This window comes from Geodermatophilus sp. SYSU D00742 (assembly GCF_054049935.1).
Window position 1 is genome coordinate 45221 of record NZ_JBJGYJ010000010.1, and the last position, 24993, is coordinate 70213.

Here is a 24993-nt window from a genome sequence, read left to right on the forward strand (position 1 = left end):
GAGGACCGCACGGCAGGTCAGGTGTCCCACGCTGCTGGGCCAACTGGGGGCCGCTCCACCGCCGGGGCCCGCGATCACGTGCTGACCTGACCCTTGAGGGTCGTGTCACCGTTGACGACGAGGTTCCCGTGCACCGTCACCGTTCCGTCGGCCGCGACGGTCAGGCACGGCGTGAACGCACCGTCCACGGTGGCGCCGACCACGAACTCCGTGCGGTTCACCGCTCCCGGGGGATTGCCGAGGACCAGCCGCAGCTGCTCCGGGGCGCCCTGGGCCGTCGGCTTGACGTGCTCGATCTTCCAGCCGGCCGGGCTGACGGCGACCTGCGCCGCGGGCAGCCGCACCGGCCCCTCGGTGACCGTGACCCCGCCCGCCACGGACAGCTCGCCATCGATGACCAACCCCGCCCGCGGCGCCGATCCCTTCGGCCGCCAGATGAGGACGTCCTTGGGGGCCTGCCCCTTCTGCGCCGGGGCCCGGACGGTGACCTCCGTGCCGAGGACGAGGGCGGCCGTCCCGTCGGGTGTGTCGACGCGCTCGGCCCGGACCCCGATGTACGGCCGGCCGTCGGTGCCGACGGCAGGAGCCGCGGTCGGGTCGGTGGGGTCGCGGGTCACGGTGCCGAGGTGGACCGGCCAGGGATGGGCGAGGTCGTGCGGTGCAGGCCGGGTCGCCGCCGAGATCGCGTCGAGCGGAGCGCCGTCCGGAGGCGACCGCCGGTCGGCACCCGCTTCGGCTGCCGGGCCCAGGACGATCCGCGGGCGCTCGAGGACCACGTCGCCCGGTGGCTGGACGGCGCGGTCGTACACCAGGGCGACATCGAGTGAGTCGACGCCGTAGAGGTCGAACGCCGATTGCCGGTCGAACTGGGTGCGCACCGGCAGCACCAGCTCGCGGCCGTAGCCGTCGATCGCGACGCCGGGGCCGACGGCGTCGCCGGTCAGCTCGAGCCCGAGCGCGATGCCCCACTCGTGCGCGGTGAGGTTGTGCCGTTCGCGGGCGGTCAAGTGGTACTCCTGCTCGCTGCGGAACAGCGCGCTGGAGAGGTTCTGGCCGTGGTGGTAGTGCACCGCGGTGGGGAAGCTGTTCATCCGGTCCTCCTGCTGCTCGTGGTCGCCGCGCCCGGTTCCCTCAACGCCGCGCCCGCCCGACGTAGGTGCCGGTGCGGGGTTGACCATCGGGCCCAACGCCGACCGCCAGGACCGTAAGGTCGATCGCGACGCCGGGTGGCACCGAGGAGACGTCGATCTCACGGGACAGCACGTGCCGGGCACCCGCGGCCAGGTCCAGCCCCTGGACGACGAACCCATGGCGCAGCCGTTCCTCACCGGCGACGACCGTCTCGTAGGCCGCGACGGAGTGCAGGGGGACTCCGGGCCCGGCGGCCAGGGCCACGGAGTAGCGCAGGGTGGTGCCCGAGAAGCCGGGCAGGCCGTCCTGCCGCGCGGTCAGGTCGAGGTCGGCGCGGGCGGCGAGCAGCTGCTGCGCTCGGGCGAGGACGTCCGCGGTCTGCAGAGCCAGCTCGGCCGCACTGGTCGCCGCGCCCCCGGGTCCACCACCCCCGCGGAAGGTAGCCGTACCGCGGACCAGGAGCCCGCCGGGGATGGTCACGGTGCCCGCCGCATCGACGACCAGCAGGTCCGGTGACGGATTCCCGGCCTGCACCACCCGGAACGTCTGCGAGGTCGCCGGGATCCCCGCGCGCACCTCCCCCACCTCCGCTCGCAGCTGCTCCGCCGCGCCGTCGGCGCGTTCGACCGCGGTCCGGTAGAGCGACCAAGGCGCCGCTTCGGCGGGAGGTGGGACGGGCTCGTCGAAGGCGAGCGCGGTGGCCTGGAGACTCCGGGCGCGGACGTCGCCCCGGACGTCTCCCCGCACATGGCCGTTCCCCGTCGCCTGCACCGTGGTGGTCTCCGTCAGGCCTCCGTCGGTGCCGGGCAGCTCGATGCCCAGCACCCGGTTCGGACGTCCGGGGACGGGCCCGAGGACGACCCTGCCCGTCCCCGCCGGAGCGGTGATCGTCTGCGCGGTCAGCACCAGCTGTTCGCGCCCGGTCACGTGTGGTTCGACGTCGACGCCGGCCGCACGGGTGGCCGTGCCGAGCACGACGGGCCAGGCGGGGCCCGATCGCCGCGACGGTGGCGGAGGCGGGTTGTCCAGCACCGCTATCCGGCTCCCGCGGCCGGTCCGGACGATCACCAGGAAGCTCGTCCCCTCCTCGAGGGAAACCGTGACGTCCGCCTCCAGTCCGAGGTACTCACCACACCCGTCCACCGCGAGACCTGAGGTGACGACGACGCTGTCCTTCCCATGCCCCACCAGCCGCAGCCCCGCGGCCACCCCACCGACCGTGCTGGTGGGTGTGCCGTGCACCCCGGTCACGTGCCGCTGCAGCGACTCCTCCCTGGCGGTCTGCTCCAGCCGGAGCGACTCCACGGTGAGCACCTGCCGGTCCCGGTACACCGGCCGGGCGGTCGCGGCCGGGGCCGGGGCCGCGTCGGGCGACCGGGGCGCGGTCACGTCGCCGGTTCCTTCCGGCGGCTCGACGTGCGCGGAGCCGGACCGGTGGCCGCCGCCCGGGGCGTCGGCCGCCGCAGCCAGGCCACCCGCCGGTGGGCGTCGTCGGGGTCGTCGGGGCCACAGGGGTCCACGTGCAGAACTGCCTCCACCGCTGATCCTCGGACGGCGGAGACCACCTCGTCGGCGAGCGCTTCCCGTAACGACGTGGCGTCCGCCGGCAGGTCCTCGGCCTGGCCGGTGACCTGCAGGCCGAGTCCCAGGAGCAGGTCCTGCGCGACGTCCCAGCGCTGCCACAGCGCCGACGACAGGCTCACCTCGCCGGGCGGGCTGGGCCAGCCGGGTGCGGTGAGCACGTGCCGGAAGGGCGGGCGGGCGTCGACGCAGTCGACCGCGCAGGTGCCGTCGTCCGATCGCGACGCCCAGACCCGGGCCAGGCGGACACCCGAGGCGGTGTCGCAGGCAGCGAACGTCGTCGTCAGGTGGTGGTTCCGCAACTCGCGTACCAGCTGGGCGAGCACGGTGACGGGTGACGCATCACCGATCCCGCGCGCCCGCACCCTGTCGCGGATCCCGGCCAACAGCGGGAGCAGGTCCGCGTCCTGGCGGTCGATCCAGCCGAGCAGCCACCGGCGGAACTCCTCCGGAATGGGTGCCTCCGAGAACGCGGCGGCGTACTCGCTGAGCACCTGCGCGCACGACCGGAGGCCGTCCCGCCAGTGCTGTGCCGCCAGCGTCGCCGGGTCGGTGCGGGAGTCGGCGACGTCGACCAGCTGCAGCACGCCGCCCTCGACGACGCGCTCGTGCTCGGGCCCGTTGTGCTCGCCGCACTCGCACGCCGACCTGACCCAGGTCGGGTCGACCGGCATCGCGGCGGGGAGCAGGAGGAGGTCCACGACCCGTCGCTCGGTCCCGTCGGCCGCCTCACCGTCCGGTTGCCCCGGATCGGCGCAGACCGGATCCGCCCAGACACTGCACACGTCCACGGTCAGCTGGTCGCAGACCACGATGTCGTCGCCGCAGCAGGACCGCGCGTACCCCGGTCCGACGACGAGCACCGAGGGCAGTTCGCCCCGGCGCTGCCCGGTCGAGGACGGGTCGGCCCGGCGCTGCCCGGTCGAGGACGGGTCGGCCCGGCGCTGCCCGACCTCCAGGCCCTGCGCGACCCCCCACCCCTCGACGAACCGGTGCAAGGACAGCCGTTGCCGTACCCAACGGGCGAGGTCGTTGAGGTGGTCGTCGGTGAGCACCATCCCGCAGTAGAACCGTGGCCGGGCCAGGCACGGCAGGCCGCAGCTCGCCTCGTCGATCCCCCAGTCCGAGCCCTCGTCCGCTGCTGGCGTCCGCGTCGCCTCCGGTGGGATCTGGTAGGCCGTCATGACCCGTCTCCCTCGTTCCTGGTGACCGTGAACCAGCTGCGGAACACCCCGCCGGGTGTGCCGTTCCCGCTCGGCGTCGTCCCGCGGAGGTGCTCGCCGTCGACCGGTTTGCCATAGCAGTCGAGGATGAAGTCGCACAGCAGCGTGACCATCACGACCTGCCCGTCGAGGCTCCCCCGCCACCGCCGCGGGCCCCCGGCCCGAGCCGGGTGCCACAGGTCGGGGTCGATGGTGAACACGGCCTTCGTCGGGGTCTCCAGTTCTGGTGCCCGGTCGAAGGGCACGAGCTCTGATGCGCGCTGGGCGCCGAGCATCTCCACCCGGAAGGTGAACTGGTTGATCCCCAGGGCCTCGTCCTGCGCCGGGCGCAGTGGACGATCGAACTCGACCTCAAGACGGCCCTGTCGGCGTGCGATGTCCCGCAGGTCCAGGGAGCTGCCGTGTTCCCAGTTGGTCCCGGTGATCCTGGTCGGCCGGCCCGGGGCGATGACGGTGATCTGGATCGGTCCGCCGCCCCGGCGGCTGAGCACCGCCAGCGGCAGCCATCCTCCGCAGCGGCACACCGGCCGCAGGCACCCGCCCCCCGGGCCCGCGGCCTCGTCCGGGAGGTCGTCCTCCCCGCAGTCCTCGGGCCAGCAGTGCGGCGCCTCGTCCCGGTCGAAGAGCCGGTACCGCACCCCCTCGCGGATACGGCTGGGCTGCTTGACGACGGAGCTCGGGCAACCGCTGCGGACGGCATGGCGCGGAGCCACCTCCTCCTCGTCGTAGTGCACGGCCAGGAGGACCTCCTGGCGATCGCCCCCGTGGTACGCCGCGGCGGCCTCGGCCTCCTCGGGGCGACCGTCGTCGCCGGACGCGGCGTCCGGGGCGACGTCCGGTGCAGCGTCCGTCTCCTCCCCCGTCGTGGCCACGCCCGCCGGCAGCGGCCAAGTGACGCAGAGGCGGCGGTCGAGGAGCAGTTCTCGGCCGGCACAGTCGAGGGCGAGGCCCTCCTCGATGAAGACCGTGGTGGAGCGGCAGTCGATGCGCTCGTGGCGCACCACCCCCATGCCGCACAGCACACCTTCGCCGTGCAGCACCCGGTTCAACAGCCAGCGACGGCGCAGGAAGTAGTCCTGCTCGTCGGTGAGGTCCCGCGCGGTGACGAAGCGGCCGGTGAACCAGCGCATCCGCTCGCGGGGGTCTGCCGAGTCATAGGGGTCCGCGTGCCACTCGGCGGCCACGTCGCTCCTCATGCCCGTCCTCCTCCTCGAACCGGTTCGAACCGCCGGTGTGGTAGTTGTGCCGCCGCCGTACTTGCCATCACGACACCGCCAGCAGGCCACCGCCGGATGGCGGATGCCCGACCGTCCCCTCGTCCGGGCCGGGCGGACCGCCCAGGACGGCGAGCGGGCCCAGCCGGGGCACCGGCGGGTCCTCGCCCTCGTCCCGGTACCGGTCCGCGGTGCTCCGGCACACCAGGCGCACCGGCGCGGGTGCGGCCAGCACCGAGTCCACCCCGAGCTGCGACTGCACTCCCAGGCACATGGCCGGCTCCACCAGGACCAGGCTGGCCTGCGCGTGGGCCGGGCTCTCCTGCTCGATCGCCCGCCGCAGCATCGCCCGGTCGGCGAGGGTGGGAGCGGAGCCGGCGGGGACGAGGACGGCGAACCGGTGCGCGTGCTCGGCGAAGACGTCCAGCTGCGGATCACCATCGGCGACGAGTCGCACCTGCCCGAGCTGGTCGTAGCGGTCGGGCTGCAGCCGGCCGACGCGTCCCAGGCCCCACAGCGGCCGCTGCTGCCGGTCGCCGGTGGGCAGCACGAGGTATCGCCGCTGCTCGAAGCCCTCCACGATCCGCGGGAGCCCGTCGTCGTCCGGGTCCGCTCCCGACATCGCGGTCAGGTAGGCGGCGACGTGGGCACGCACCGCCGCACGGGTCCCCCGCCGGGCCAGGTAGGTGCTGGCGGCATCGACCAGGCAGCGTTGCTGGGCCGGCGTCCAGGTGCCCTCGACGGCTACGTGCAGCCAGGAGGCGAGCAGGTCGACGAAGCGGTCCGGCGTCGTGCGCGGGTCGACGTACTGCGGTAGGTCCTGCAACAGGGCGTCCCAGGACTCGAGCAGCGTTCCGGGCATCGCCAGGAAGCGGGTGAGGAAGTCCGCCGCGGCGGCGTCCGCCGACCAGACGGCAGGCAGGAACCGCAGGTAGGACCGGCGCGGGAACTCGATCCGCAGGCTGCGCACCTCGGGCGAGGCATAGCCGTCGCCCTCGAGCTCGACCCGGATCCACAGGAACCGCCCGGGCCCGCTGAGCAGGAGGACGTCGGTCTCGCCGTCGTCGACCCGCCCGGTCTGCTGCCACTCCTGAGCGGGCAGGCTCGCCAGCTCCGCTGCCGGCCGTGCCGCGTCCGCCGTGTGCGTGCTCAGCCGCACCCTCGTCCGCGGGGCCACCCGCGCGTGCACCGCGACGCGGTGCCAGCTGCACCGGTAAGTCCTGCTGTCGAGAACGTCGCTGATCCACCAACCGCGCTGCGGCAGCACCGGATCCGTCAGCTCGTGGGACGGGGCCACCGGCCGCCCGTCCCGGTCGACCGGTCCGGACAGCCCGGGCAGCAGCAGGCCGTCGGGCAGCAGTTCGACGCCGGGCCGGAGGACCTCCTGCCCCAGCCCCGGACCGTCGTCGGTCGAGAACTCCGCCCCGCGCGCTCCCACCCGGACAGCCGTGGACGCCTCGACGTCCACGGTCCAGACCGCGCCGTCGCGTCCGGCGAGGCACCGCGCCCAGTTGCCGGGTGGCAGCGCGACGACGTCGACCTCGAGCGCGAGCTCCCCGGTGCGGTGCCACCACACGGTGGCGCCCGCATCGTCCGCGCCTGCGTCGGCCGGGACGCACAGCACCGCCGCGCCCTCGGGCAGGCCGCACACGGCGACCGGCCGCGCCGGCGGCGTCAGCACCGCACGGAGCACGCCGCGCCAGGTGACGACGAGGACCCGGGCGCGCTGCTCGTCGAGGAGGTAGACGTCCTCATGGGACACCGTCAGCGCGCTGAGGTCGTCGGCGGCGACGTCGAGGTCGGCCGGACCGACCACGGCGACGAACGTGCCGGTGCCCGGGTCCAGCCGCCGCACCGTGCCGTCGTCCCCGAGCAGCGCCGGAGGGACGTCCGCGGGTACCGTTCCCCCGCCGCTCCAGGCGGGGGCCGCCACCCAGGGCGGCAGCGCCATCGCCAGCCGGCGCACCCCCGCTGGGTCGGCGAGGTGCAGCCCCAGCTCGCTGAACGTGCCGACGTCCGCAGACGTCCCCTTGCCCCAGCCGACCGTCCCGTCGAGCAGGACCGATCGGGGCGGCGGTGTCATCGAGACCCCTGGGCGTCGCGACGGGGCACGACGATCAGCACGTGCTGACCCGAGTCGCCGAGCAGCTCCCCCTGTCCCAGGGGTACGGGCACCGTGATGGGCACCTCCTCGCCGTCCACCCAGATCGTCAGAGCGGGAACGGCCACGACGCCGTCGACGTCGAGGAGCGCCCGGAACAGGCTCGTGGGATGGAAGTCCTCACCGAAGTCCCGGGGCTGGCTCGGCCCGGCGGGCCCGGGCACCGGTAGCGGTGACAGGAAACCCTGCAGCGCCCGGCGCAACTCGTCGCCCACCGCATCGGGGCTCGCCGTGGCGCGGATCTCCACCCGCGCACGGACACGCACTTCGCGGTAGGTCGGGCCGTCGACGTAGACCTCGGCAGTGATCGGGCGCAGGGGGTCCAGGTGCCGGGCCACGGCCTCCTTGAGCTCTGGCGTCGGCTGCGGCAGCGCCACTCCGCCCTGCGGCGGGGCCGACGGCAGGACGAGCACGGTGACGGCCCCCGGGACCTGAACACCGGGGTACTCGGGATGCGCGGAGCGGATCACGGTGGCCCGGGCCACCCCGCCCACCCGCAGTGCCTCGTCGACGAGGTCCTCGGCGGTGACCGCGCGCTGCTGGGCCCGCAGTCGTGCAGGCGCCTGGCGGGTCAACTCCTCGGTGGTCTGCCGGTCCTGCCCGCCGACGGCCGGCCGCGGGTTGGTCACCGCGGACACGCCGGTGACCGGCCCGAGGAGCGCGGTGGCGGAGCCCGCGGCGATGTTGCTCCCGGCGCCGCCGCCGAACCGGTAGGACGCAGTGACCTCGCTGCCCGCCGGTGGGATGAGCGCGTGAGCGCCGTCACCGAAGACCAGCACCCCGGCCGCCGAGTCGAGAACGAAGTGGGTATCGGTCGGCGACGACGTGACCAGGTCTTCCCGGGCCGTCCACGGCACCGCCCGGGTGCCGGTGGTGACCACCACGCGCAGGCTGGCGGCGTCGATCAGGCCGTTGGCCAGCTGCATGCGCTGCCCCGGCAAGCCGTTGCTGGTACCGACCGGCTCGTCCCGGACGGTGCGCAGGCCGACCGCCGGCACGGTGTTGGCCTCGATCGCCTCCAGCAGGGGTGCGGCGCCATCGGGGTAGACGCCGCTGACCAGCCGGCCGCGCACCCAGTAGTGGGGTTCGGCCACCGCGCCGAGCGGGCCATGGGCCGTCGCCCTTGCCGGCGGGGCGTCCAGCACGACGTCCCCGTCCCTGGTGAGGGCCACCGAGGCGTCGTCACGGACCTCCAGCCGCGTCCAGCGCTGCCTCGGCGCGAGCTGGTCGAGGTACTCCCACTGGACGGTCACCGGCGGCGCGGGCCGTGAGGTGCCAGCGGCCACGTCGGAGGCGACCGCACCGCGGCCGGCCGCGGACACGACGTGCAGCCGCAGCTGGGCCGGGAACGCGGACCGGGTCACGTCGGGTGGCACCGGTCCGAACCCGAGGTACACGGCGTTGCCCGGCGCGGGTGACTCCCCGAACGGGGCGAAGGCTCCCGAGACCCCGTGCGTCGTGCCGTCGAACACCTGGAGCGCGCTCAGCGGGAACCGCGTCACCCCCAGAGCGACCTCGGTCTCGAAGTACACCGGCCGGCCGTCGCTGCCATCCGCCGACACCACCGTGCCGAGCGGCACGACGATCGGGTCGGCGATGCTGCCGGCGTTCGGCGTGAAGGTCAGGTGCACCCGCGCCGGCAGGGCCGCGGCGGGCTGGATGCCGATCAGCTCGAGCAACTTGAGGTATAGCGCGTCGGGCACCTGGTTGAGCCGGTAGACCACCGAGTCGGCCAGCCACGCGAAGAGCTCCAGCAGCGTGGTCCCAGGGTCGCTCTCGTTCCAGTCGGTCCACTCCGGGGTGTACCGCGGGATCAGCAGCTGGAGGTCGCGCTTGAACTCCTCGTAGGTGCGCGCATCCAGCGGGGGTGGCCGGTCAGGCATCATCGAGCACCCCGCCCCGTCCGCGGCCGGCCGCGATCCCCTCGGTGATGAACAGCGGGTAGACCAGGTTGTAGAAGGCGTTGGTCGACCGGATGCGGTACTCGACCTCGATGAGCATCACCTCGGGACGGTCGGGAGGCTGCGTCACGGCGACGTCGATGACGTCGATGCGAGGCTCCCACCGGACGAGCGCATCCCGGACCTCTGCCCGCACCGAGCCGCGGACGGCGGCGGTGTTGGGCTGGAACACCAGGTCGTGCACGCCGCAGCCGAAGTCCGGCAGCATCACCCGCTCGCCGGGCGCGGTGGCAAGGACCAGCCAGATGCTCTGCCGGATGCGCTCGTCACCGCCCACGAGCGCGAGCCCACCGTCCTGGCCCGGGCGCACCGGGAAGCGCCAGCCGGCGCCGAGCACGCCGCTCATCTCAGCCCCCGATGAGCACGGTGCTCGTGGCCACGACCGAGCCGGTCGCCATCGGGACGGGGTCGTTGCAGGTGGTCGCCGGGTCGCCCGCCCGGGCGGCGGCCTTGCCCTCCACCCGCACGGTGGCGCTCCCCATGGCGACCTCACCCCGGTCGGTGGGCGGGACGACGAACGAGCCACCGATCGGCACATGCCGGGGGGTGTTCTGCGCCGTGGAGCCCACGGTCGCCGCCGCCCTGCCTTCGATGAAGACGGTCGCACTGAGACCGCCGGAGAGCGGGCCGGAGAACGGGTGCGGCACGGGTACCGGCGAGGTGGGACCCGGTGGCTGGATCAAGTGAACGTCGACGGCGACGATCCGGTCGCCCTGCTTGGCCGCTGGCATGCCCATCTGGCTGCTCCCTGGATGCGCCCGTGCTCAGTTGATGTTGACCTTGGTGCCGGTGATGGTCACCGTCCTGGCCGCATGCAGCGTCAGGTCGCCCCCGGCGGAGACGCTGACGTCGCCCGACGCCGTGACGTCGACCTTTCCGGCGTCGGCGTGGACCGTGATGGTGGAGCCGTCGATGACGACGGTCTGCTTGCCCGAGCTGTCCAGCACCTGGATCTTCTCCGCGCCCGGGGTGTCGTCCAGGACGATGCGCTGGCCGCGTGGGGTCACGATGGCGCGGATCGCGTTGTCCTCCGGCTCACCCATCCCCGAGGGAGGCTTGTCCTGCCCGTTCCACAGCGACCCCAGCACGTACAGCCGCCGCGGGTCACCGTGCTCGCAGGCGAGCAGGACCTCGTCGCCCTTCTGCGGGCGGAAGAACGTGCCGCGGTCCTTACCGGCCATCGGCACCGAGAGCCGCGCCCAGTCACTGACCTGGTTGTCCAGGTGCGGCAGGGTGACCCGCACCCGCGCCAGGCCGTCGGGATCGTCGAGATCCTCGACGATCCCGACGAAGACCCCGGGCTGGCCCTCGGTCATGAGCCCCCCTTGATCTCTTCGCGGCGGAAGCCGAACTGGGTCGTGTACCCGCCGTCGCCGATGGTGTGGGTCGTCTCGGTGACGAAGTAGCGACCGTCGAACCGGGTGCCGATGCCGGAGATCATCACCACACTGCCCGCCCGCAGGTCCGGCAGCCCGACGACCGAGCCGCTCCCGGTGACCAGCCCCTTCGCGATCAGCTGCAGCGTCTCCAGCGCGAGCTGCTCGGCCTCGGCCTTGCTGCCCACCACCGCCGTCGCGATGACCTCCTTCCGGTCCTGGAACGACCGGTAGAGGGTGGCGTTGCGTCCCTGCGGCCCCAGCCCGCGGGTCTTGAGGTCGTCGAGCGTGGCCGTGTGCTCGAAGCTCTTCTTGTTGGCCGCGTCCCAGCCGCGGACGACGACCGACCCGACCTGGTTGGCGGTGCTCAGGTTGGGCTGGAACTCGATGAGCGACTGGCCGTAGCGCAGCTCGTAGGTCGGCCGGGCCACCGTCGTCGATGGGGCGAACACCAGCCGGCGACTTTGCACCGTGCCATCGGTGCCGATCTCGTCGACGCGCAGCTCGTAGCCGATCCTCCGGGCGCGGTCGAGCAGGAAGACGATGTCGTACGCGTTGTCCTGGACGAGATAGGCGTTGCGCGGCTCGCGCATGCGCACGTCGGCGGAGGCAGGGGCCAGCGTCACCCCGAGGTCCGCGGCGATCAGCGTGGCGATCTCGGTGTCGGTCTTGTCCACGTAGGACCGGGAGCGCTGTTCCTTCCGCAGACGGTGCAGCAGGTTCATGCCGTGGATGGTCAGCGTCGGCTGGCCCGAGGCGGGGAAGGACGGGCGCAGCTCGACGACCTCGCCGGTGATCATCAACTGCAGGGAACTGTCGTGATAGCCCATCCACAGCTCCACCTGCGTCCCCGGGTCGAACAGGTAGTCGTCGCTGTACTTGAAGGCACGGCTGTCGGCGTCCCAGTTGTTGATCGTGACGTCGAAGCTGTCCACGTCGATCAGGCTGTCCTTGAAGCTCACCTGCGTGACGTCGCGGATGACGTCCCGTGGAGCGCTCGCTCCGCGGAGCCTCAGCTCGAAGGCGGGGACGTAGAAGTCTTGGTCGGCGTAGATCGCCTGGGTGCTCATCGCGCCGCCGATCGGAAGAGGTCGATCGGGGGGATGCGCAGCACGACACCGGGCTCTGGCTCGAGGACATCGACGCCGGGGTTGGCGTCGGCGAGGTGCCGCCACAGCGACGGGTCGCCCAGCTCCTCACCGGCGATCCGGCTGAGGCTCTCACCTCGGCGGACCATCCGCTGTTTCGTGTGGTCCGAGGACTCCAGCCGCAGTTCGGCGATCTGCTCGCGCAGGGTCTTGTAGCCCCGGAACGTGACGGTCAGCGACGCGCGCAGCGGCGTTCCATGCGGGTTGAACAGGGTGAACTTCTGATCGATGGTCTCCACGATCGCCTTGAACGACAGCCCGGTCCCCCAGGTGACCCGCACCCGTGGCGGGGCGTGCGTTTTCGGCTGGATGCGAACCAGCTCGTAGATCGGCCCGGTCAGCGTGCGCACGTCCTGGGCGTCGTCGTCCATGCCCCGCGCGGCCGTGTCGAACAGCAGCTCGAGGGTGAGTTTCTCGACCTGACCACGGATGAACTGTTGGATCGGCGCGTCGATGCCCGGAATGGCGATCTCGGCGATCTGCGCACTCTTGGCCAAGCTGTACTGGGTGGGGTTGTACTGCACCTCCATGCGCCGCTGCAGCCCCTTGGCTCCGTCGACCGCGCCGACGTCCAGCAGCTCGATGACGACGTGGTCCAGCTTCACGATCGCCCTCCGCCCAGCGGCTTGGGCAGCGCGCTGCCCCGGACGGCGTCCGCGCGCCGCGACCGGCTCTCCTCCCGCCGGCGCTCGGCCAGGCGCCGCAGGACGTGGTCGGCGATCAGGTCGAGCTGCTCGGCGGTCAGCGGTACCTCCCCGGAGTGCAGCACCACCTCGGCGGAGAGCTCCTCGATGTGCACGGGCATCAGGTCCTCCTGCGTAGCCCGCCGTGCACCAGCTCGACGGTCTCGACGGCTATCGCGGACTGGTTGGCGTTGAGGTCCGGCCCCGACCACTTGACCGGGAGCGCGTTGGAGAACTCCCACTCGGCCACGGCCTCGGCACCGTCGAGGGACCGGATGACCACCGATCCGTTGCGGGTCGTGACGCGGCCGGCGATCAGGTCGGCGTACCAGTCCCAGATGCGCCGGTCGACGATGCCCCGCTTCAGCACCAGGTTGGCCTGCTTGGTCCGGCCGATGAGCTTGTGCACGGCATCGTTGAGACCACCCTCGGGGTGGTCCTGCACCTCGGTCTCGATGATGAGCCCGGAGCAGTCGGAGAACCCCGCCGCCGGCAGGCCGGCCAGCCGGACCTCGAAGCGGAAGGCGAGGAAGGGGTCCTGCCGGTCGTCAGCGGGCACTAGAACCTCCCGAGACGGAGCGGACCTGGCGGCCCTGCTCGCCGTCGACCTGCACGCCGGCCTCGGTGACCGCCACTCGGACCGTGACGAACTCGGCGGGCAACGGCGGCTGCAGGCCGATCAGGCACAGCAGGCGGCCGGGGTCCGCGTCTTGCGCGCCGCTGTTCGAGGGGACGCACCGCACGCTGAAGGCGTCCTCGACGCGCGCCCCGTCCAGCGCGCCGCGCTCCCACAACGCGGTCAGGAATGCGCGGACCTCGCGCTCGACCTCGGCGGACAGGCTGCCGAGGTTCGGCTCGAACACGAGCCAGGCCAGCAGCGTCTCCAGTGACAGCTCCACCATGCTCACCAGGCGCCGCACATTCGTGTACCGCCACGCCGGATCCCCGGCGAGCGTCCGTGCCCCCATCAGCCGGATCCCTCGGCCCGGGCGCGTGGCCACGGTGTCGACCGACCGGTCGTTGAGCCTTCCGAGCGCCGGATCATCGACGACGTAGGCGACGTCGAGTGCGCCGGCGACGGTCTCGTTGGCCGGCGCCTTGTGCACCCCGACCGCGCGATCGCTGCGAGCGACGATCCCGGCCACGTGCCCGCAGGTCGGCCCGGCCATGACGTCGCCGGGCGCACCGAGCGGGTCCGCGGTGAGGATCCACGGGTAGACGAGGCAGCCGAAGGCGCCTGCGTTGCTGCGCAGGCCGAGGTGGTCGCGCCAGGCGATCGCCCCGTCGGGCTGCACGCGGGCGTCCGGCACGTCGAGCAGGGCGAAGCGGTGATGCCGGGCGCAGCTGTCGAGCAAGGTGGCGCACGAGGCCCCGACCTCCTCCCGGGTCCACCCCGGCGGCTGCTCGCCGGCGTCGGGCGGGGTGGTCGGCGGCAGGGTGGTCGGCGGCAGGGTGGTCGGCGGCAGGGTGGTCGCCTCCGAGCAGCACGGCACCGGCTGCGGTGCCGGTGGTACCGGGGTGCGCCGGACGTCCCGCGGGACGGCGTCGGGCAGTGCGACCAGGCTGACCTCGGCGAGGGCGTCGAGTGCCGCCAGGCCCAGAGGTGTGTCGGGACGGCCGCCGTCGCCGAGCAGGTGGCGCAGGCCGACGGTTGCGAGGCCGTCGCGCCCCCCGCTGAGGCGTGTCCCCCCGGAGCTGAGCCCCGGGGTGGGCGGCACGCCGAGCCGGATGATCCGCGAGCCACGCGACTCGTCGTTGACCAGCGTCCCGGCGAACCGGGCGCTGTCGCCGTCCAGGCTCAGGTCGGGCCATGCCTCGCGGCCCGCGGGCGAGTCGATCGTCAAGGTGAAGCGGTCGGCGTCGACGTCGACCACCAGCCGGGTCCCGTTCGCCCAGCCTCCCCCGCTCGTGGCCGTGGCCGTGACCGAGAGCGTGCCCGGTGTCCCGGGCAGCGAGGCCGTGGCCGGCGCCGCCGTATCCGGGTCGACCACCCGGACGACCCAGCAGGTGTCCCCACCGTTGGCGAAGAACCCGTCGACGGCGTGGGCCAGCCAGAAGCGGGCGTCGTGGCCACCGAACACGGCGCGGAACTGCGAGGAGCTGCCGATCCGGGTGGGCTCGTGTGCCGGTCCCCGGGAGGCGAACCCGACGAACGCGGCCACGTCGGTGCGGCGCGCTGCCGGGACCGGCCGGTCGGCGGACACCCACTCGATGTCGACGCCCGGGGCGCCGCGCGGGAGAGCACCGGCCGTGGCTGGGGCGGTCATGCGAGTTCCAACCCCTCGTGGCAGATCTCGAGGGTCTCGATGGCGATCTCGTTGTTCTTCGCGTTGAGCGTGGGCCCGTCCCACTTCGACGGCCAGGCCTCACGGAACTTCCACTCCAGGGCCTTCTGCCGCGCCTCGTCCAGCAGCGTCACCGATCCGGACCGGCGATCGGTCTTGCCGTTGATCACCTTCTTGCGCCACTCCCACAGCTCCTTGCTGGCGGTGAAGCCGCGCTTGAGCACGATGTTCGGGTTCTTGCGCAGGCCGGGGAGTTTGCGGACGGTGATGTCCTCGGCGCCGGTGCGGTACTCGATCGGCGGGGTCTCCGTCTGCAGGCCCGAGCACTCCGAGAAGCCGCCGACCACGACCCCGTCGATCTCAACGAGGAAGTTGAAGGCGGTGTACGGGTCGTTGCGGTCGTTCGTCGGCATGGCGCTGCTCCCGTGGCCGTGTCGGTGGGGTCGGAGATCAGGACGTCGCCTCGACGGTCCGCTGGGTGAACCGGAGGATCACGAACTCGGCCGGGCGGACCGGCGCCATGCCGATCAGGCAGATGAGCCGGCCGTTGTCGATGTCGTCCTGGGTCATCGTCGTGCGATCGCAACGGACCTGGAACGCCTCGTCCGGGGTGGTCCCCATCAACGCCCCGCCCCGCCAGACGCTGGTGAGGAAGTTCTCGATGCTGCGGCGCACCCTCGCCCAGGTGAACTCGTCGTTGGGTTCGAACACCACCCACTGCGTGCCCTGTTCGACCGACTCCTCGACGAACATGAAGAGCCGGCGGACGTTGACGTACTTCCACTGGGCGTTGTCGGCCAGGGTGCGCGCTCCCCACACCCGGATCCCCCGCCGGTCGGCTCGGAAGTCACGGATGACGTTGACGCCGCGGGGGTTGAGGACGTCCTGGTCCCCCTTCGACGCCGTGTACCCCAGCGGCTTGCGGTTGCCCGGGAGGTCGTTGGTGACGATGCCCTTCAGGTCGACGTTCGCGGGCGGTTTGTGCACTCCCCTGGTCTGGTCGGTCGCCGCGTACACGCCGGCGACATGCCCGGCCGGCGGGACGAGCAGCGTCGCCTGCGTGACCGGGTCCATGACACGGATCCAGGGGAAGTAGAGCGCGACGTAGGAGGACGTGAACGGCGGGATGATGGCACTCGGGTTCACCTGGTCGCGCCGGGTCTGCAGGATCCCGAATCGGTCGCGGAGCTCGTCGCACTGCTTGCGCACCTCCTCGGTGAGGCCGGCCGTGACCGCTTCATCGGGCACCACGAGCAGGGACACCTCATCGACGGTCTTGAGCCCTTCGAGACCCTGGCGCTCCTCAGCGGGCTTGGTGGCGTCGCCGAGGTAGTCACTGACCGCCAGGGACGCGCCCTCGGCTCCGTTGGTGAGCGGGGTGAAGGCGGCGTTCGTCGGCCGGGCGATGGGCTTGCCCGTCTCGAAGGCGGCGGTCACCAGTGACGAGCTCAGGACGGCGGTCTCCAGGTCCTGGACCAGGACGTCGTCGTAGTCCTCCAGCTGGGTGGGCTCTCGACGGTTGGGGTCCGACCGCTTGGCCGGGTCTGTCGGGTCGATGAACTGCGACTGCTGGTACGGCCGGTCGTAGAAGGCGATAGTGACCCGCACGCGCGCTGGGTCGGCCGGACGTGGCGTGGCCGTGCTCTTCGGGTCCCGTGCGGTCGGATCGGTCACCCGGACGAAGATCTGGTCGTCGAGCTTGCCGGGGCCTGCGGCTGCGATGGTCATCCGGTTGCTGCCGGCGAGTTGCAGCTGGGCGCGCCGGGCGCCGGCGCCCGCGACGCGGGCCATGAACAGCCGCGTGCCACCGTTGTCGAAGAACCCCCGGGCCGCCCAGGTCGTGTACACGGCCGGGCTCGTGGCATCGGCCAGGCCGCCGTACCAGCGTTGGAACTCCAGCCACGAAGTGACCAGGCGTGGGTAGACCGGCCCTCTGAGCGTGGGACCGACCATGCCAGCGGTGCTCGTACTGACACCCTCGATGGGGACTGGGCCAGTGCTGACCTCTTCGGTGTAGACCCCGGGGGCGAGGTATTCAGGCATCCCAATGGCTCCGTCCGTGACTATCGGAAGATGAAGGGCGGCACGGCGGCCGTGCTGGAGACGGGCACGCCGACCGTCGTCGACGAGGTCTCTCCGTTGGGTGTGCGTGCAGTCACCGAGACCGGACCGGCCCGGTCGTCGGGCAGGACGACGACGAACTGACCGCTGGCATCGGTGACGTAGGTGCTCCCGGGGAACTGCCCCCGGGTGGCGCTGGCCTCGACGCTCGCGTCCGCGATCCCCGGCCCGCGCGGGGTCCGCAGAACCGCGCCCCACAGCAGGCTGTACCGTTGCGGCCGGTCAGGGAACGGGTAGCCGTAGCCGGGGTGGAGCAGCACCTGGACCGGCACCGGCGCGTCGGCCGGCGCGGACGGTTCGAGGTTCACCAGGCGGACGGCCGGCACACGAACCCGGCGATAGGCCGGACCCTCGACCACCAGAGCGACGTCGACGTCCCCTCCCACCGGTCGCACCCGCCGCCCTTCAGGCGTGATGAGGATGCCATCGCTCAGGAAGTGACCGGATGCGGTCTCCAGGACGTGCAAGGTCCAGCCCGGCGCCAGCTGACGACTCGCGACGGCAGGTCCGACAGCCGTCACACTGAACCGGAGTCCGCCTCGCGCGCGCCGAGCTGCAGCGTCTCCGTCGATGCCCCGCAGACGGACGAACGTGTCGACCGGGGTGAAGACCGCGGACGCGCTGCGGGTGCGGACATCGACTGTTGGAACGGTCATCGGGCACCCACGGTGTCGACTACGGGCGAGAACCCGTCGGTCATCTCCAGGACCGGATGGACGGTGGCGCTCTGCAGGCTGTCGATCCGGGTGATGCGGACCTGATAGCAGACGGACAATCGGTAGGGCTCCTGCAGTGCCTCCCAGATCCGGCTCAGTTCGTCGAGGGTGCGCCGGCACAGGGTGATGCCGAGATCCTCAGCAACGCGAGCCGTGGTATTGAGCAGCGTGGTCCGCGCACTGTCGTACAGGGCCTGCATGCTGCGTCCGAGGATGAGCAGATCTGCCTCGCTGGACGGGCCGAACGGCGTGAGAAGGTAGAAAAGATCGAGGCTGAGAGGCGGGAACCGCTCCTCATCGTCGGCCGTCCGCAGCCGCGGGCTGTTCTTCGTGAATTCGTTCTCGGCGATCTGGTACAGCCACAAGGACAACCGGTTGCCCGAGTCTCGTGCGGCCTGCGTGGGGTTGAGGAAGACGATGGCCTCCTCCGTGCCGACGAGCGGACGCACGGTGGTGTCGGTGGAGATCGAGTTCCAGAGCAGGCGTCGGATCCCGCTGCTGACCGCCGCGAGGACGAGGTGACTGCTCACGATGGTGAGCTTCCGGCGCGACCGTCACCGTTGCGTTGCGGCCGCGCCGCGTCGTCCGGCGTGTCCGACGACAGTCACCAGCCGGGCTGTGCGCTCCCACGACGGAGGCGTGTTCGCAGGCTCCCCGCTGGTCCCCCAACGCGCCTCGCGGCGTCGCCCAACGCGCAGCTGTTCGAGGACGTGTCGACCCAGACAGCTGGTGGAGGCGGGTGCGACGTGTTCCACGGGGAGCACCCGCAGGGGTGTCGACGTGAGCGTATCCACCGTGAGGCCCCGGGGTGGCGTCGCGCGGTCCTCGGTCGGCCCTGTCGTGGACCTGCCCGCGGAGCACGCCGAGCGGACAACGGGACCGTGGGACCGTCCCGAATTGGGACTGATCGGACTCCCGCCCCATGGCAGGGTCGTTGGGCAAGCGCGCCACACGGACGAGGACTTGCTCGAGACCACGTCGGACTCGCGAGGCGCAGACCGCGTCGCGGTCATCCTCGAGACCTCTGACGGGTGCACCCCGAAGACGTCCATCCCCTACCGGTCCCTACCTAACACGTGCTGTCGCCTCGGTACTTCGCCCCTCCCGGCGCGCTGTCTCCGGGTCACCGGCCGCGGGCCATCGTCGTCCCGGTGGCTCGGGCCCAGGTCAGTCCGACTAGATCCGGGGTCCGGATGCTCCTCCATCGCCTGGACGGCTAGGGCGTAGGAGCACCCACGCAGGCGCGGCGGCGACGAACAGGGGCGCGGCTGACGGGCTGTTGAAGCGGGCGGTGGTCGGAGCGGGCAGGTGCCCCGTCGCCCCCCAGCCGATCGTGAACCCGTGCACCCCGGGAGCCATCAGGTCCGACCCCTTGCCCAGGTGGCTCCCCCAGTGGGTCTCCGGGACGTGGTCGCCAGGCGCAGCCGGCGCGCAGCACGTCCCCTCACGAGCAGAGGCACGTCTGCCGGACCATCATCTAGCAGCGCAACCAACCCGCCGCCACGCTGATCAACCACCGCCAGTCAGGCCGTCGCCGACCGGGCTCGATCGGTCAGTCTCCGTACACTCTGGTCACGCGGGTCCCCGCCTGACCAGGGTGCGCTGTCGTCCGGCTGCGGGAGCGGCGGCCGCCTGACCTTGCCGTCGCCGAGCCGGGCCATCGCGAATAGATCCGCGGCTGGCTCGACGCCGAGCTCCCGACGCACCAGGGTCCGGTAGGCGGTGAGACAGCGGAGCGCCTCAATGCGGTTGCCTTCGGCCAGGTGGGCGGCCAAGAGGGCTCGCTGCGCGCTCTCACGGAGCGGTTCCACGGCGACCGCGGTGACGGCGACGTCGACGGCTTCGGCGCAGCGGCCGGCGACCAGCAGCCGATGGCTGAGGGCCTCGAGGGCGTGGAGCACACGCTGGCGGAGCCGCTCACGCTCCATCAGCACCCAGTCCTCGTACCACCCGGGGAGCAGGTCGAGGGCCTCGGTCCAGTAGGGCGACAGGGCCAGGTCCTGCGTCGGCATCGAACCGTCGATCAGCCGCGTCGCCCACGCGCTCACGAGCTCGAAGTCGACGGTCACCTCCTCGCGCAGCTTCACCGACGTCTTGTCCGCCAGCAGCACGCCGATGTCGGCCCCCCGTAGCCGCCACAGCGCTGACCGGAGGTTGCCGGCGGCCCGCTCCTCGCTACCGACCGGCCACAGGGCTCCGGCCACCCGGCGTCGTTCGACGCGACGACGGTTCAGCGCGAGGAAGACCAAGAGCCGCTTGCCGCCCTCGGGGACCTCGTACCGGCGACCCTCGGCGCTCACGTAGGGCTGGTCCCCCAGGAGGTGCAGCACACAGCCGGTCGCGATGGCGTTCGCCGGTACCCAGGCTTCAGAGGGCAGCACGGTCATGACATCCCCGCTCACATCCTGCGCGGTCGCTGGCCCGCTCGACCCTAGGGATCCCGCGTCACCGACCTGTCACACCGGCGTCATCGGACTGCGCGGGCGGTTCGAATGCGGCGAGGAAATCGCGCACGAGCTGCAAGATCTCCCGCGGGTCCCCGAGGTCGTGGGTCCGGTCACCCCTGGGGTCGAGCACGTCTGGGGTCGTCACGACCCGGTACCAGACCCCCGTACTCTGGACCTGCACGCGGATGTAGCAGACGCCGGTGCGGGCGGGCGCCGGCCCAGGCGCTGGTGAGAGGTCAGGGCGGCGCAGCTCGCCCCGTCCCGGGCGACCGGGCGCCCGCTCGACGTCACCCGGCACTCCGCCGGGACGCAGACCACGGCGAGGGTGGGGCCGGCGCCCGCCCGACCCGGTCGGACTCATGGCCGACTATCTCCCCCGGGCGCGGCCCCGAGCGCGCCGGCCGTCGTCGTCCCTGCCGAACAGCGCTGAGCGCAGCTCCGGACTCCGACCTCCCGCCGAGGCGACGACCTACAGCCGCTGCTGTCCGAGGCCGGGCTCGTCCACACTGCCACCGGGTCAGCGTCCCGACCTCTCGTCACCCACCTGTCACTGGGCGCGGCCGCCCGTCGCCCCGGGAGCCAGGGCGACGAGGGACGCGAAGACCACCACGTTGCTCAAGTAGCTCCGGCCCTCTTCGTCGAACGTCCCGCCGCAGGTCACCAGCCGCAACACCGGTTCAGCGGACGGACCGTAGACGGCCTGGGTCGGGAACTCCGTCTTCGGGTAGGTGCGCACCGAGTCGACGGCGAAGTCGACGCCACGGCCGTCGGAACGCTTCACGTGGATGGCGTCACCAGGTCGCAGCTCGTGGACCCGGTAGAACACCGCGGGTCCGCGGTAGGTGTCGACGTGCCCCAGGAGAACGGCGGCTCCGGGGTCCCCCGGCGAGGCGAGATGCCGGTACCAGGCGGCCGGGGCTGCCGTGTCCAGGGGTGGGACGCCGACGGTGCCGTCCGGGTTCAGGCCGACAGGGACCACGTCCGTGTGCACCCCGATGCGTGGGATGTCGAGGTGGACGGGTTCGGACCGCGGCTGGTCCGGGCCCGGGGTCGCGGCGTGCGTCCCACCGGCGACCGCGACCGGGTCGCTGGTCGGGTCTTGGGAGCCGTCGGCGTCCAGGACCGGGGCGCGGGCAGGCGCGGCCTCCGGCGAGACGAAGAGACCGAACAGGAGCAGCACCAGGCCCGCTGCGCCCAGGATGGCGCCGGCCCAGCCAGCCCAGCGGCGCGGCGTCGGTGACGGGTGCCGCCAGCTGCCGAGAGGGCAGCGATGGGGGCGGCCGGTCACGGGCCTCTCGGGCCGGGCTGCGGGGATCCGTGCGCGACGCTCTCGTCCTCTCGGCGCCGCGCCACGCAGCCGGCCAGGAACGCCGCGCCGACCAGGGCGGCTACCCCGGCCGCGACGAGGACGACGCCTGCGGACGAGGACGTGCCGCCCCCTCCGGTGTCCGGTGCACCGACGGGAGTGACGGACGCGGGCGTGCCGCCCGGGTTCGAGGCACTGCCGGTGCCGGCCCCGCCGGCGGGCCCGGCGGGCCCGGGCGGGCCGCTGGGTCCGCTCGGCCCCGGCGGGCCGCTGGGGCCGGGCGGGCCGCTCGGTCCGCTGGGTCCCGCGACGCCGGAGGATCCTGGCGGGCCCGGGGGACCCGAGGGCCCGGTGACCCCAGACGTCTCGCCGGCGTTCCTGCCGCCCCCCTCAGGGGGTGGCAGGAACAGCCCGGCAAGCGCGACGAGGGCGATCAGCACCAGCGGGATGAGCAGCCAGGACGGACGTCGGCGTCCCGGTGGCGTGGCCGGAGGACCGCCGGGTCCGTAGGGCGGCTCCCCACCACCGTGCCCCGAGCTGCCCGCACCAGGGCCGGGGCCCTCGGCCCCGTAGCCGGAGCTGCCCTGCCCCGGGTCCGACCGATCGCCTCCGTAGCTCGGCCGGTCTCCTCCGTAGGTGGACATGGTGGCATCCCCTCGTGCGCGACCGGGGCTGCCCGCCGTGGCGCAGGCGGACGAGGTTCTTTCCCTCGGACCAGCCTTCCGGGCCGCCGTCACCGGAGAGTCACCGCACGGGAGTTAGATGGCCGACGCCTCGTCCTCTTCCACGTCGTCCTCCAGGCGGCTGTCGTGCCGGTATGTGGCCAGCCGCACGGTGCCGAACTCCAGGGCGTCCGTGAGCTCGGGGGCCGATTGACCGGGCACGACGGGCACCACCGTGACCGTCACCTGGCTGACCGGCCCCAACCGGCGCAGCGCCTCGGTGATGGTCACGACCTTGGTTTGCGGGAGCAGCGGGTGCGGCATGCGCATGTCGAACTCGTCGACGGTCCTGGCCTTGGGGTTGCAGTGGCCGTCGTCGGTGCCCACGCAACCGCCGTGCCCGAAGATGGTGAAACAGCCGGCGTAGCCGGCCTCGGCGGTCGTCGGGGTGTCGGCGTTCGCCTCCGGGTTGTCGACATACACCCGTGCGGTGAACGACGGGCCGGAGTGGTCGACCTCGTGGAAGATCAGATCCGCCCGGTCGAAGGAGGGCCTCTCCGCCGCTGCTGCGGTGCTCGGGACGACGAGGTCGAGCGGTGGCGATGTGTAGATCTCCATGGCCTTCTTCAGGTGTTCGGTGCCGAGCTGGTCGACACGGCGTAGTCGTATCCGAGTGCGGTCGTGTCCAGTGTCTGCTCGACGGTCATCGGGAACGGCGGCAGTGCTGTACGCAGGATCGACGCCGGTGGCCGACCGCCGGGATGACTCAACTGCCACAGCCGCCAGAGCCGGTCGACCATCGCGTGATGTGCCCAGAAGACCGGGTCGAAACTGGAGAACTCGACGAGCCGCATGTGCCCGAACCGACCACCGGTCCACAGGTGCACCCGGTTGTGCAGCTCGTCCATCACCTGGGTGAAGGACCAGTAGTCGGTCTGCTCGAGAGCCACCTGCACGTCCTGGGCCGTGGGAAGGGGAGGCGTGCCGGGTGCTCCGGGATCCCGCTCCGTCCACTCCCCCGCACGGATCGGCGGCCGGGCATCAGCGCCCTGCCGGAGCGCCACGGGATCCACGCGCGCCGAGAAGAGCGGGTTCGTCCGGCCCTCGGGATCCTGCTCAACGGCGAAGATCGCGGGGATCGTCGGCGTCCGCCAGTCCCACCACGGCAGCATGGCGTCCGGGACCTGGTCGCGCAGCGCACGCTCGAAGAAGTAAAGGTAGGCGCGGTGCCAAGGGAGGAAGAACGGTCGCCCGTGCGCCACGGTGCAGTCCATGGGCCGAGGGAGGCCGTGCAGACCGGCGAAGTAGTTGTAACCCCGCTCGTCGCCGATGGCCATCGTCGCGGTGAACGCCTCGCGCAGTAGCGCGGCCTGCCCGGGGGTGAGCCGGCGAGCGCTTCGCCGCCACCGCAGCGGCGGATTCGCTGACCGGGGCGAGGTTCCCACGGCCATGGACGCCCCCTCCCATACCGGGCCGCGATCGTTACCGAGGCTCGGTGCACCGACGGGCTGCCGCCACGGCCGATGGGGACGAGCTGCGCGGCGTGCTGACGGGGCCATCGGCCACGTCCGGACGACGCTAGGCGAGCGCCGTCACACCGGCGTCACGCGCGCCGGGGCACATCCGGTCAAGGTGCCTACGGAGCGCACCCGACAGGGAGGGGCGACCAGCCGCACCATCCATCGCGTCGAAGGCCAGCGGCCTCGTCGGCGAAGGCACGCGGGACTCGAGGACACGCACCGCCGCGACCAGAGGGAGCAAAGACCTCCGCAGTGCCGTGATAACGAACGGATGGCGTCGTGACGGGCTCCATCCCACGGCGTGGAGCCGGCGGCGGCCGCACGACGACGTGACGGCCGGGTGACACGGGTTGCCCTACCGTCACTGGCCCCGTCGCCGCTCGGGGGAGCTCCACGGAGGTATCGACGTGAACGTCGAGGTCGCCACCTTCAACGCGATGAATCTCGCGCGACCCGGAGAGCGCTTCTACGCCAACGAGGAGCCGTACTCCCAGGACGAGTACGACCAGAAAGCCAACTGGACAGCCACCCAGCTGCGCCAGATGCAGGCGGATGTCGTCGGATTCCAGGAGGTGTTCCACGAGGAGGCGCTGCGCGACGTGTGTGACCGCTCGAAGTCCTTCGACGGCGCCACGGTGGTGGCCCCGGGCGCGGACGGGGTCAGTGGCCCACGACTGGGCCTGGCCAGCCGGCTGTCGCTGGACGGACCGATCTCGACCGTCGTCGACTTCCCCGCAGGTGTGCACGCGACGGTCGACGGCGTCACTCTGCCCGTGGGGACGTTCAGCCGCCCGGTCGTCCGCGCCCGCCTGGTGTTGGACTCGGCGAAGGGGACGACGACGACGGTGTTCGTCGTCCACCTGAAGTCCAAACGGCCGATCCGGGATCCACAGGCACCGGAACACGATCCCCGCGAGGAGGCCCTCGGCAAGGCACGAGCGCTCATCCGTCGTGCTGCCGAGGCGGTCGCCCTGCGGTTCCTCGTCCTCGACGAAATCATGGGCAACGCCGAACCGGTGATCGTGCTCGGGGACCTGAACGACGCGGCGCGAGCGGTGTCCACGGACATCGTTATGGGTGACGCCCCGTCCAGGTCCTGGCCGAAGTCGGCCGGCGACCGCAAGGGCTACGTCGACCGGCTCCTCTACTCGACGTACGAGCTCAACGCTCAACAGGTCGGACGCGACGTCAGCTACACGCACATCTTCAACGGACGGTACGAGAACCTCGATCACATCCTCGTCAGTCAGGAGTTCCACGACCGGAACCCGCAACGCATCGGGGACGTGATCAACCTTCGGTACTTCAACGACCACCTCGTCGACAGCCAACTCAGCGACGACCGTTCCGCTCGTGTCGCCTCCGACCACGGACAGCTCGTCGCGGAGATCAGACTGCGCTGACGATCGTCGCCGCACGCCCGTTCCTGTCGTCCCCCCGCCCAATGACCATCCCGGC

The 24993-nt window shown here is 72.2% G+C and carries 23 protein-coding genes; 1 reads left to right on the plus strand and 22 read right to left on the minus strand.

What is annotated here, in order from left to right; all coding sequences use genetic code 11:
* Window positions 1-74: 74 nt before the first annotated feature.
* From ACI78V_RS09235 to ACI78V_RS09340, 22 genes are all read right to left on the minus strand, one after another.
* Window positions 75-1091 (minus strand): hypothetical protein, encoded by a 1017-nt coding sequence (locus ACI78V_RS09235; protein WP_456850545.1) that lies wholly within the window; start codon window positions 1089-1091, stop codon window positions 75-77.
* Window positions 1092-1131: 40 nt separating this feature from the next.
* Entirely contained in the window at window positions 1132-2520 is a 1389-nt protein-coding gene (locus ACI78V_RS09240) for a hypothetical protein (RefSeq protein ID WP_456850546.1), read from the minus strand.
* Window positions 2517-3896, minus strand: a complete 1380-nt coding sequence (locus tag ACI78V_RS09245; RefSeq protein ID WP_456850547.1) for a hypothetical protein — start codon at window positions 3894-3896, stop codon at window positions 2517-2519. Before ACI78V_RS09245 ends, ACI78V_RS09240 begins: the two co-directional genes overlap by 4 nt.
* Window positions 3893-5131, minus strand: a complete 1239-nt coding sequence (locus tag ACI78V_RS09250) for a hypothetical protein (RefSeq protein WP_456850548.1) — start codon at window positions 5129-5131, stop codon at window positions 3893-3895. Before ACI78V_RS09250 ends, ACI78V_RS09245 begins: the two co-directional genes overlap by 4 nt.
* A gap of 67 nt (window positions 5132-5198) precedes the next feature.
* Window positions 5199-7232: a phage tail protein gene (locus ACI78V_RS09255; RefSeq protein ID WP_456850549.1), complete on the minus strand. Its 2034-nt coding sequence runs from the start codon at window positions 7230-7232 to the stop codon at window positions 5199-5201.
* Window positions 7229-9193: a putative baseplate assembly protein gene (locus ACI78V_RS09260; protein ID WP_456850550.1), complete on the minus strand. Its 1965-nt coding sequence runs from the start codon at window positions 9191-9193 to the stop codon at window positions 7229-7231. The genes ACI78V_RS09255 and ACI78V_RS09260 overlap by 4 nt, the downstream gene beginning before the upstream one ends.
* The gene (locus tag ACI78V_RS09265) at window positions 9186-9617 is read right to left on the minus strand and encodes a GPW/gp25 family protein (RefSeq protein ID WP_456850551.1); all 432 of its coding nucleotides are present in this window, start codon (window positions 9615-9617) and stop codon (window positions 9186-9188) included. The genes ACI78V_RS09260 and ACI78V_RS09265 overlap by 8 nt, the downstream gene beginning before the upstream one ends.
* A 1-nt stretch (window position 9618) precedes the next feature.
* Window positions 9619-10008: a PAAR domain-containing protein gene (locus ACI78V_RS09270; RefSeq protein WP_456850552.1), complete on the minus strand. Its 390-nt coding sequence runs from the start codon at window positions 10006-10008 to the stop codon at window positions 9619-9621.
* A 27-nt stretch (window positions 10009-10035) separates the two neighbouring features.
* Complete coding sequence (locus ACI78V_RS09275) at window positions 10036-10587, minus strand: phage baseplate assembly protein V (RefSeq protein WP_456850553.1); 552 nt, start codon at window positions 10585-10587, stop codon at window positions 10036-10038.
* Window positions 10584-11717: a phage late control D family protein gene (locus tag ACI78V_RS09280; RefSeq protein WP_456850554.1), complete on the minus strand. Its 1134-nt coding sequence runs from the start codon at window positions 11715-11717 to the stop codon at window positions 10584-10586. Before ACI78V_RS09280 ends, ACI78V_RS09275 begins: the two co-directional genes overlap by 4 nt.
* Window positions 11714-12400, minus strand: coding sequence for a CIS tube protein (locus ACI78V_RS09285; RefSeq protein WP_456850555.1), 687 nt, complete (start codon window positions 12398-12400; stop codon window positions 11714-11716). Before ACI78V_RS09285 ends, ACI78V_RS09280 begins: the two co-directional genes overlap by 4 nt.
* The gene (locus tag ACI78V_RS09290; RefSeq protein WP_456850556.1) at window positions 12397-12600 is read right to left on the minus strand and encodes a hypothetical protein; all 204 of its coding nucleotides are present in this window, start codon (window positions 12598-12600) and stop codon (window positions 12397-12399) included. The genes ACI78V_RS09285 and ACI78V_RS09290 overlap by 4 nt, the downstream gene beginning before the upstream one ends.
* On the minus strand, window positions 12600-13037 hold the full coding sequence (locus ACI78V_RS09295) for a phage tail protein (RefSeq protein ID WP_456850557.1): 438 nt from the start codon (window positions 13035-13037) through the stop codon (window positions 12600-12602). Before ACI78V_RS09295 ends, ACI78V_RS09290 begins: the two co-directional genes overlap by 1 nt.
* A complete protein-coding gene (locus ACI78V_RS09300) occupies window positions 13027-14745 on the minus strand; it encodes a phage tail sheath C-terminal domain-containing protein (RefSeq protein WP_456850558.1) in 1719 nt (572 codons plus the stop codon). The genes ACI78V_RS09295 and ACI78V_RS09300 overlap by 11 nt, the downstream gene beginning before the upstream one ends.
* A complete protein-coding gene (locus ACI78V_RS09305; protein ID WP_456850559.1) occupies window positions 14742-15176 on the minus strand; it encodes a phage tail protein in 435 nt (144 codons plus the stop codon). Before ACI78V_RS09305 ends, ACI78V_RS09300 begins: the two co-directional genes overlap by 4 nt.
* Window positions 15177-15213: 37 nt before the next feature.
* Window positions 15214-16716, minus strand: a complete 1503-nt coding sequence (locus tag ACI78V_RS09310) for a phage tail sheath family protein (protein WP_456850560.1) — start codon at window positions 16714-16716, stop codon at window positions 15214-15216.
* Window positions 16717-16826: 110 nt separating this feature from the next.
* Window positions 16827-17540, minus strand: a complete 714-nt coding sequence (locus tag ACI78V_RS09315; RefSeq protein WP_456850561.1) for an Ig-like domain-containing protein — start codon at window positions 17538-17540, stop codon at window positions 16827-16829.
* A complete protein-coding gene (locus ACI78V_RS09320; protein WP_456850562.1) occupies window positions 17537-18130 on the minus strand; it encodes a DUF4255 domain-containing protein in 594 nt (197 codons plus the stop codon). Before ACI78V_RS09320 ends, ACI78V_RS09315 begins: the two co-directional genes overlap by 4 nt.
* A 993-nt stretch (window positions 18131-19123) precedes the next feature.
* Window positions 19124-19987 carry an AfsR/SARP family transcriptional regulator gene (locus tag ACI78V_RS09325; RefSeq protein ID WP_456850563.1) on the minus strand — a complete coding sequence of 288 codons (864 nt, stop codon included), beginning with the start codon at window positions 19985-19987 and terminating at the stop codon, window positions 19124-19126.
* 607 nt (window positions 19988-20594) lie between these two features.
* Window positions 20595-21227 carry a class F sortase gene (locus ACI78V_RS09330; RefSeq protein ID WP_456850564.1) on the minus strand — a complete coding sequence of 211 codons (633 nt, stop codon included), beginning with the start codon at window positions 21225-21227 and terminating at the stop codon, window positions 20595-20597.
* Between the two features lie 884 nt (window positions 21228-22111).
* The gene (locus ACI78V_RS09335; protein ID WP_456850566.1) at window positions 22112-22633 is read right to left on the minus strand and encodes a hypothetical protein; all 522 of its coding nucleotides are present in this window, start codon (window positions 22631-22633) and stop codon (window positions 22112-22114) included.
* An 8-nt stretch (window positions 22634-22641) separates the two neighbouring features.
* Window positions 22642-23466 carry a tyrosinase family protein gene (locus tag ACI78V_RS09340; RefSeq protein WP_456850568.1) on the minus strand — a complete coding sequence of 275 codons (825 nt, stop codon included), beginning with the start codon at window positions 23464-23466 and terminating at the stop codon, window positions 22642-22644.
* 476 nt (window positions 23467-23942) lie between these two features.
* Between ACI78V_RS09340 and ACI78V_RS09345 the strand changes: the two genes are divergently transcribed.
* On the plus strand, window positions 23943-24938 hold the full coding sequence (locus ACI78V_RS09345; protein ID WP_456850569.1) for an endonuclease/exonuclease/phosphatase family protein: 996 nt from the start codon (window positions 23943-23945) through the stop codon (window positions 24936-24938).
* Window positions 24939-24993: the final 55 nt, after the last annotated feature.

Coding starts and splice junctions, on each gene's coding strand:
- ACI78V_RS09235 (WP_456850545.1), bottom strand. CDS start 1,091: ATGAACAGCTTCCCCACCGCGGTGCACTACCACCACGGCCAGAACCTC.
- ACI78V_RS09245 (WP_456850547.1), bottom strand. CDS start 3,896: ATGACGGCCTACCAGATCCCACCGGAGGCGACGCGGACGCCAGCAGCG.
- ACI78V_RS09250 (WP_456850548.1), bottom strand. CDS start 5,131: ATGAGGAGCGACGTGGCCGCCGAGTGGCACGCGGACCCCTATGACTCG.
- ACI78V_RS09255 (WP_456850549.1), bottom strand. CDS start 7,232: ATGACACCGCCGCCCCGATCGGTCCTGCTCGACGGGACGGTCGGCTGG.
- ACI78V_RS09260 (WP_456850550.1), bottom strand. CDS start 9,193: ATGCCTGACCGGCCACCCCCGCTGGATGCGCGCACCTACGAGGAGTTC.
- ACI78V_RS09265 (WP_456850551.1), bottom strand. CDS start 9,617: ATGAGCGGCGTGCTCGGCGCCGGCTGGCGCTTCCCGGTGCGCCCGGGC.
- ACI78V_RS09270 (WP_456850552.1), bottom strand. CDS start 10,008: ATGGGCATGCCAGCGGCCAAGCAGGGCGACCGGATCGTCGCCGTCGAC.
- ACI78V_RS09275 (WP_456850553.1), bottom strand. CDS start 10,587: ATGACCGAGGGCCAGCCCGGGGTCTTCGTCGGGATCGTCGAGGATCTC.
- ACI78V_RS09280 (WP_456850554.1), bottom strand. CDS start 11,717: ATGAGCACCCAGGCGATCTACGCCGACCAAGACTTCTACGTCCCCGCC.
- ACI78V_RS09290 (WP_456850556.1), bottom strand. CDS start 12,600: ATGCCCGTGCACATCGAGGAGCTCTCCGCCGAGGTGGTGCTGCACTCC.
- ACI78V_RS09300 (WP_456850558.1), bottom strand. CDS start 14,745: ATGACCGCCCCAGCCACGGCCGGTGCTCTCCCGCGCGGCGCCCCGGGC.
- ACI78V_RS09305 (WP_456850559.1), bottom strand. CDS start 15,176: ATGCCGACGAACGACCGCAACGACCCGTACACCGCCTTCAACTTCCTC.
- ACI78V_RS09310 (WP_456850560.1), bottom strand. CDS start 16,716: ATGGTCGGTCCCACGCTCAGAGGGCCGGTCTACCCACGCCTGGTCACT.
- ACI78V_RS09315 (WP_456850561.1), bottom strand. CDS start 17,540: ATGACCGTTCCAACAGTCGATGTCCGCACCCGCAGCGCGTCCGCGGTC.
- ACI78V_RS09325 (WP_456850563.1), bottom strand. CDS start 19,987: ATGACCGTGCTGCCCTCTGAAGCCTGGGTACCGGCGAACGCCATCGCG.
- ACI78V_RS09335 (WP_456850566.1), bottom strand. CDS start 22,633: ATGGAGATCTACACATCGCCACCGCTCGACCTCGTCGTCCCGAGCACC.
- ACI78V_RS09340 (WP_456850568.1), bottom strand. CDS start 23,466: ATGGCCGTGGGAACCTCGCCCCGGTCAGCGAATCCGCCGCTGCGGTGG.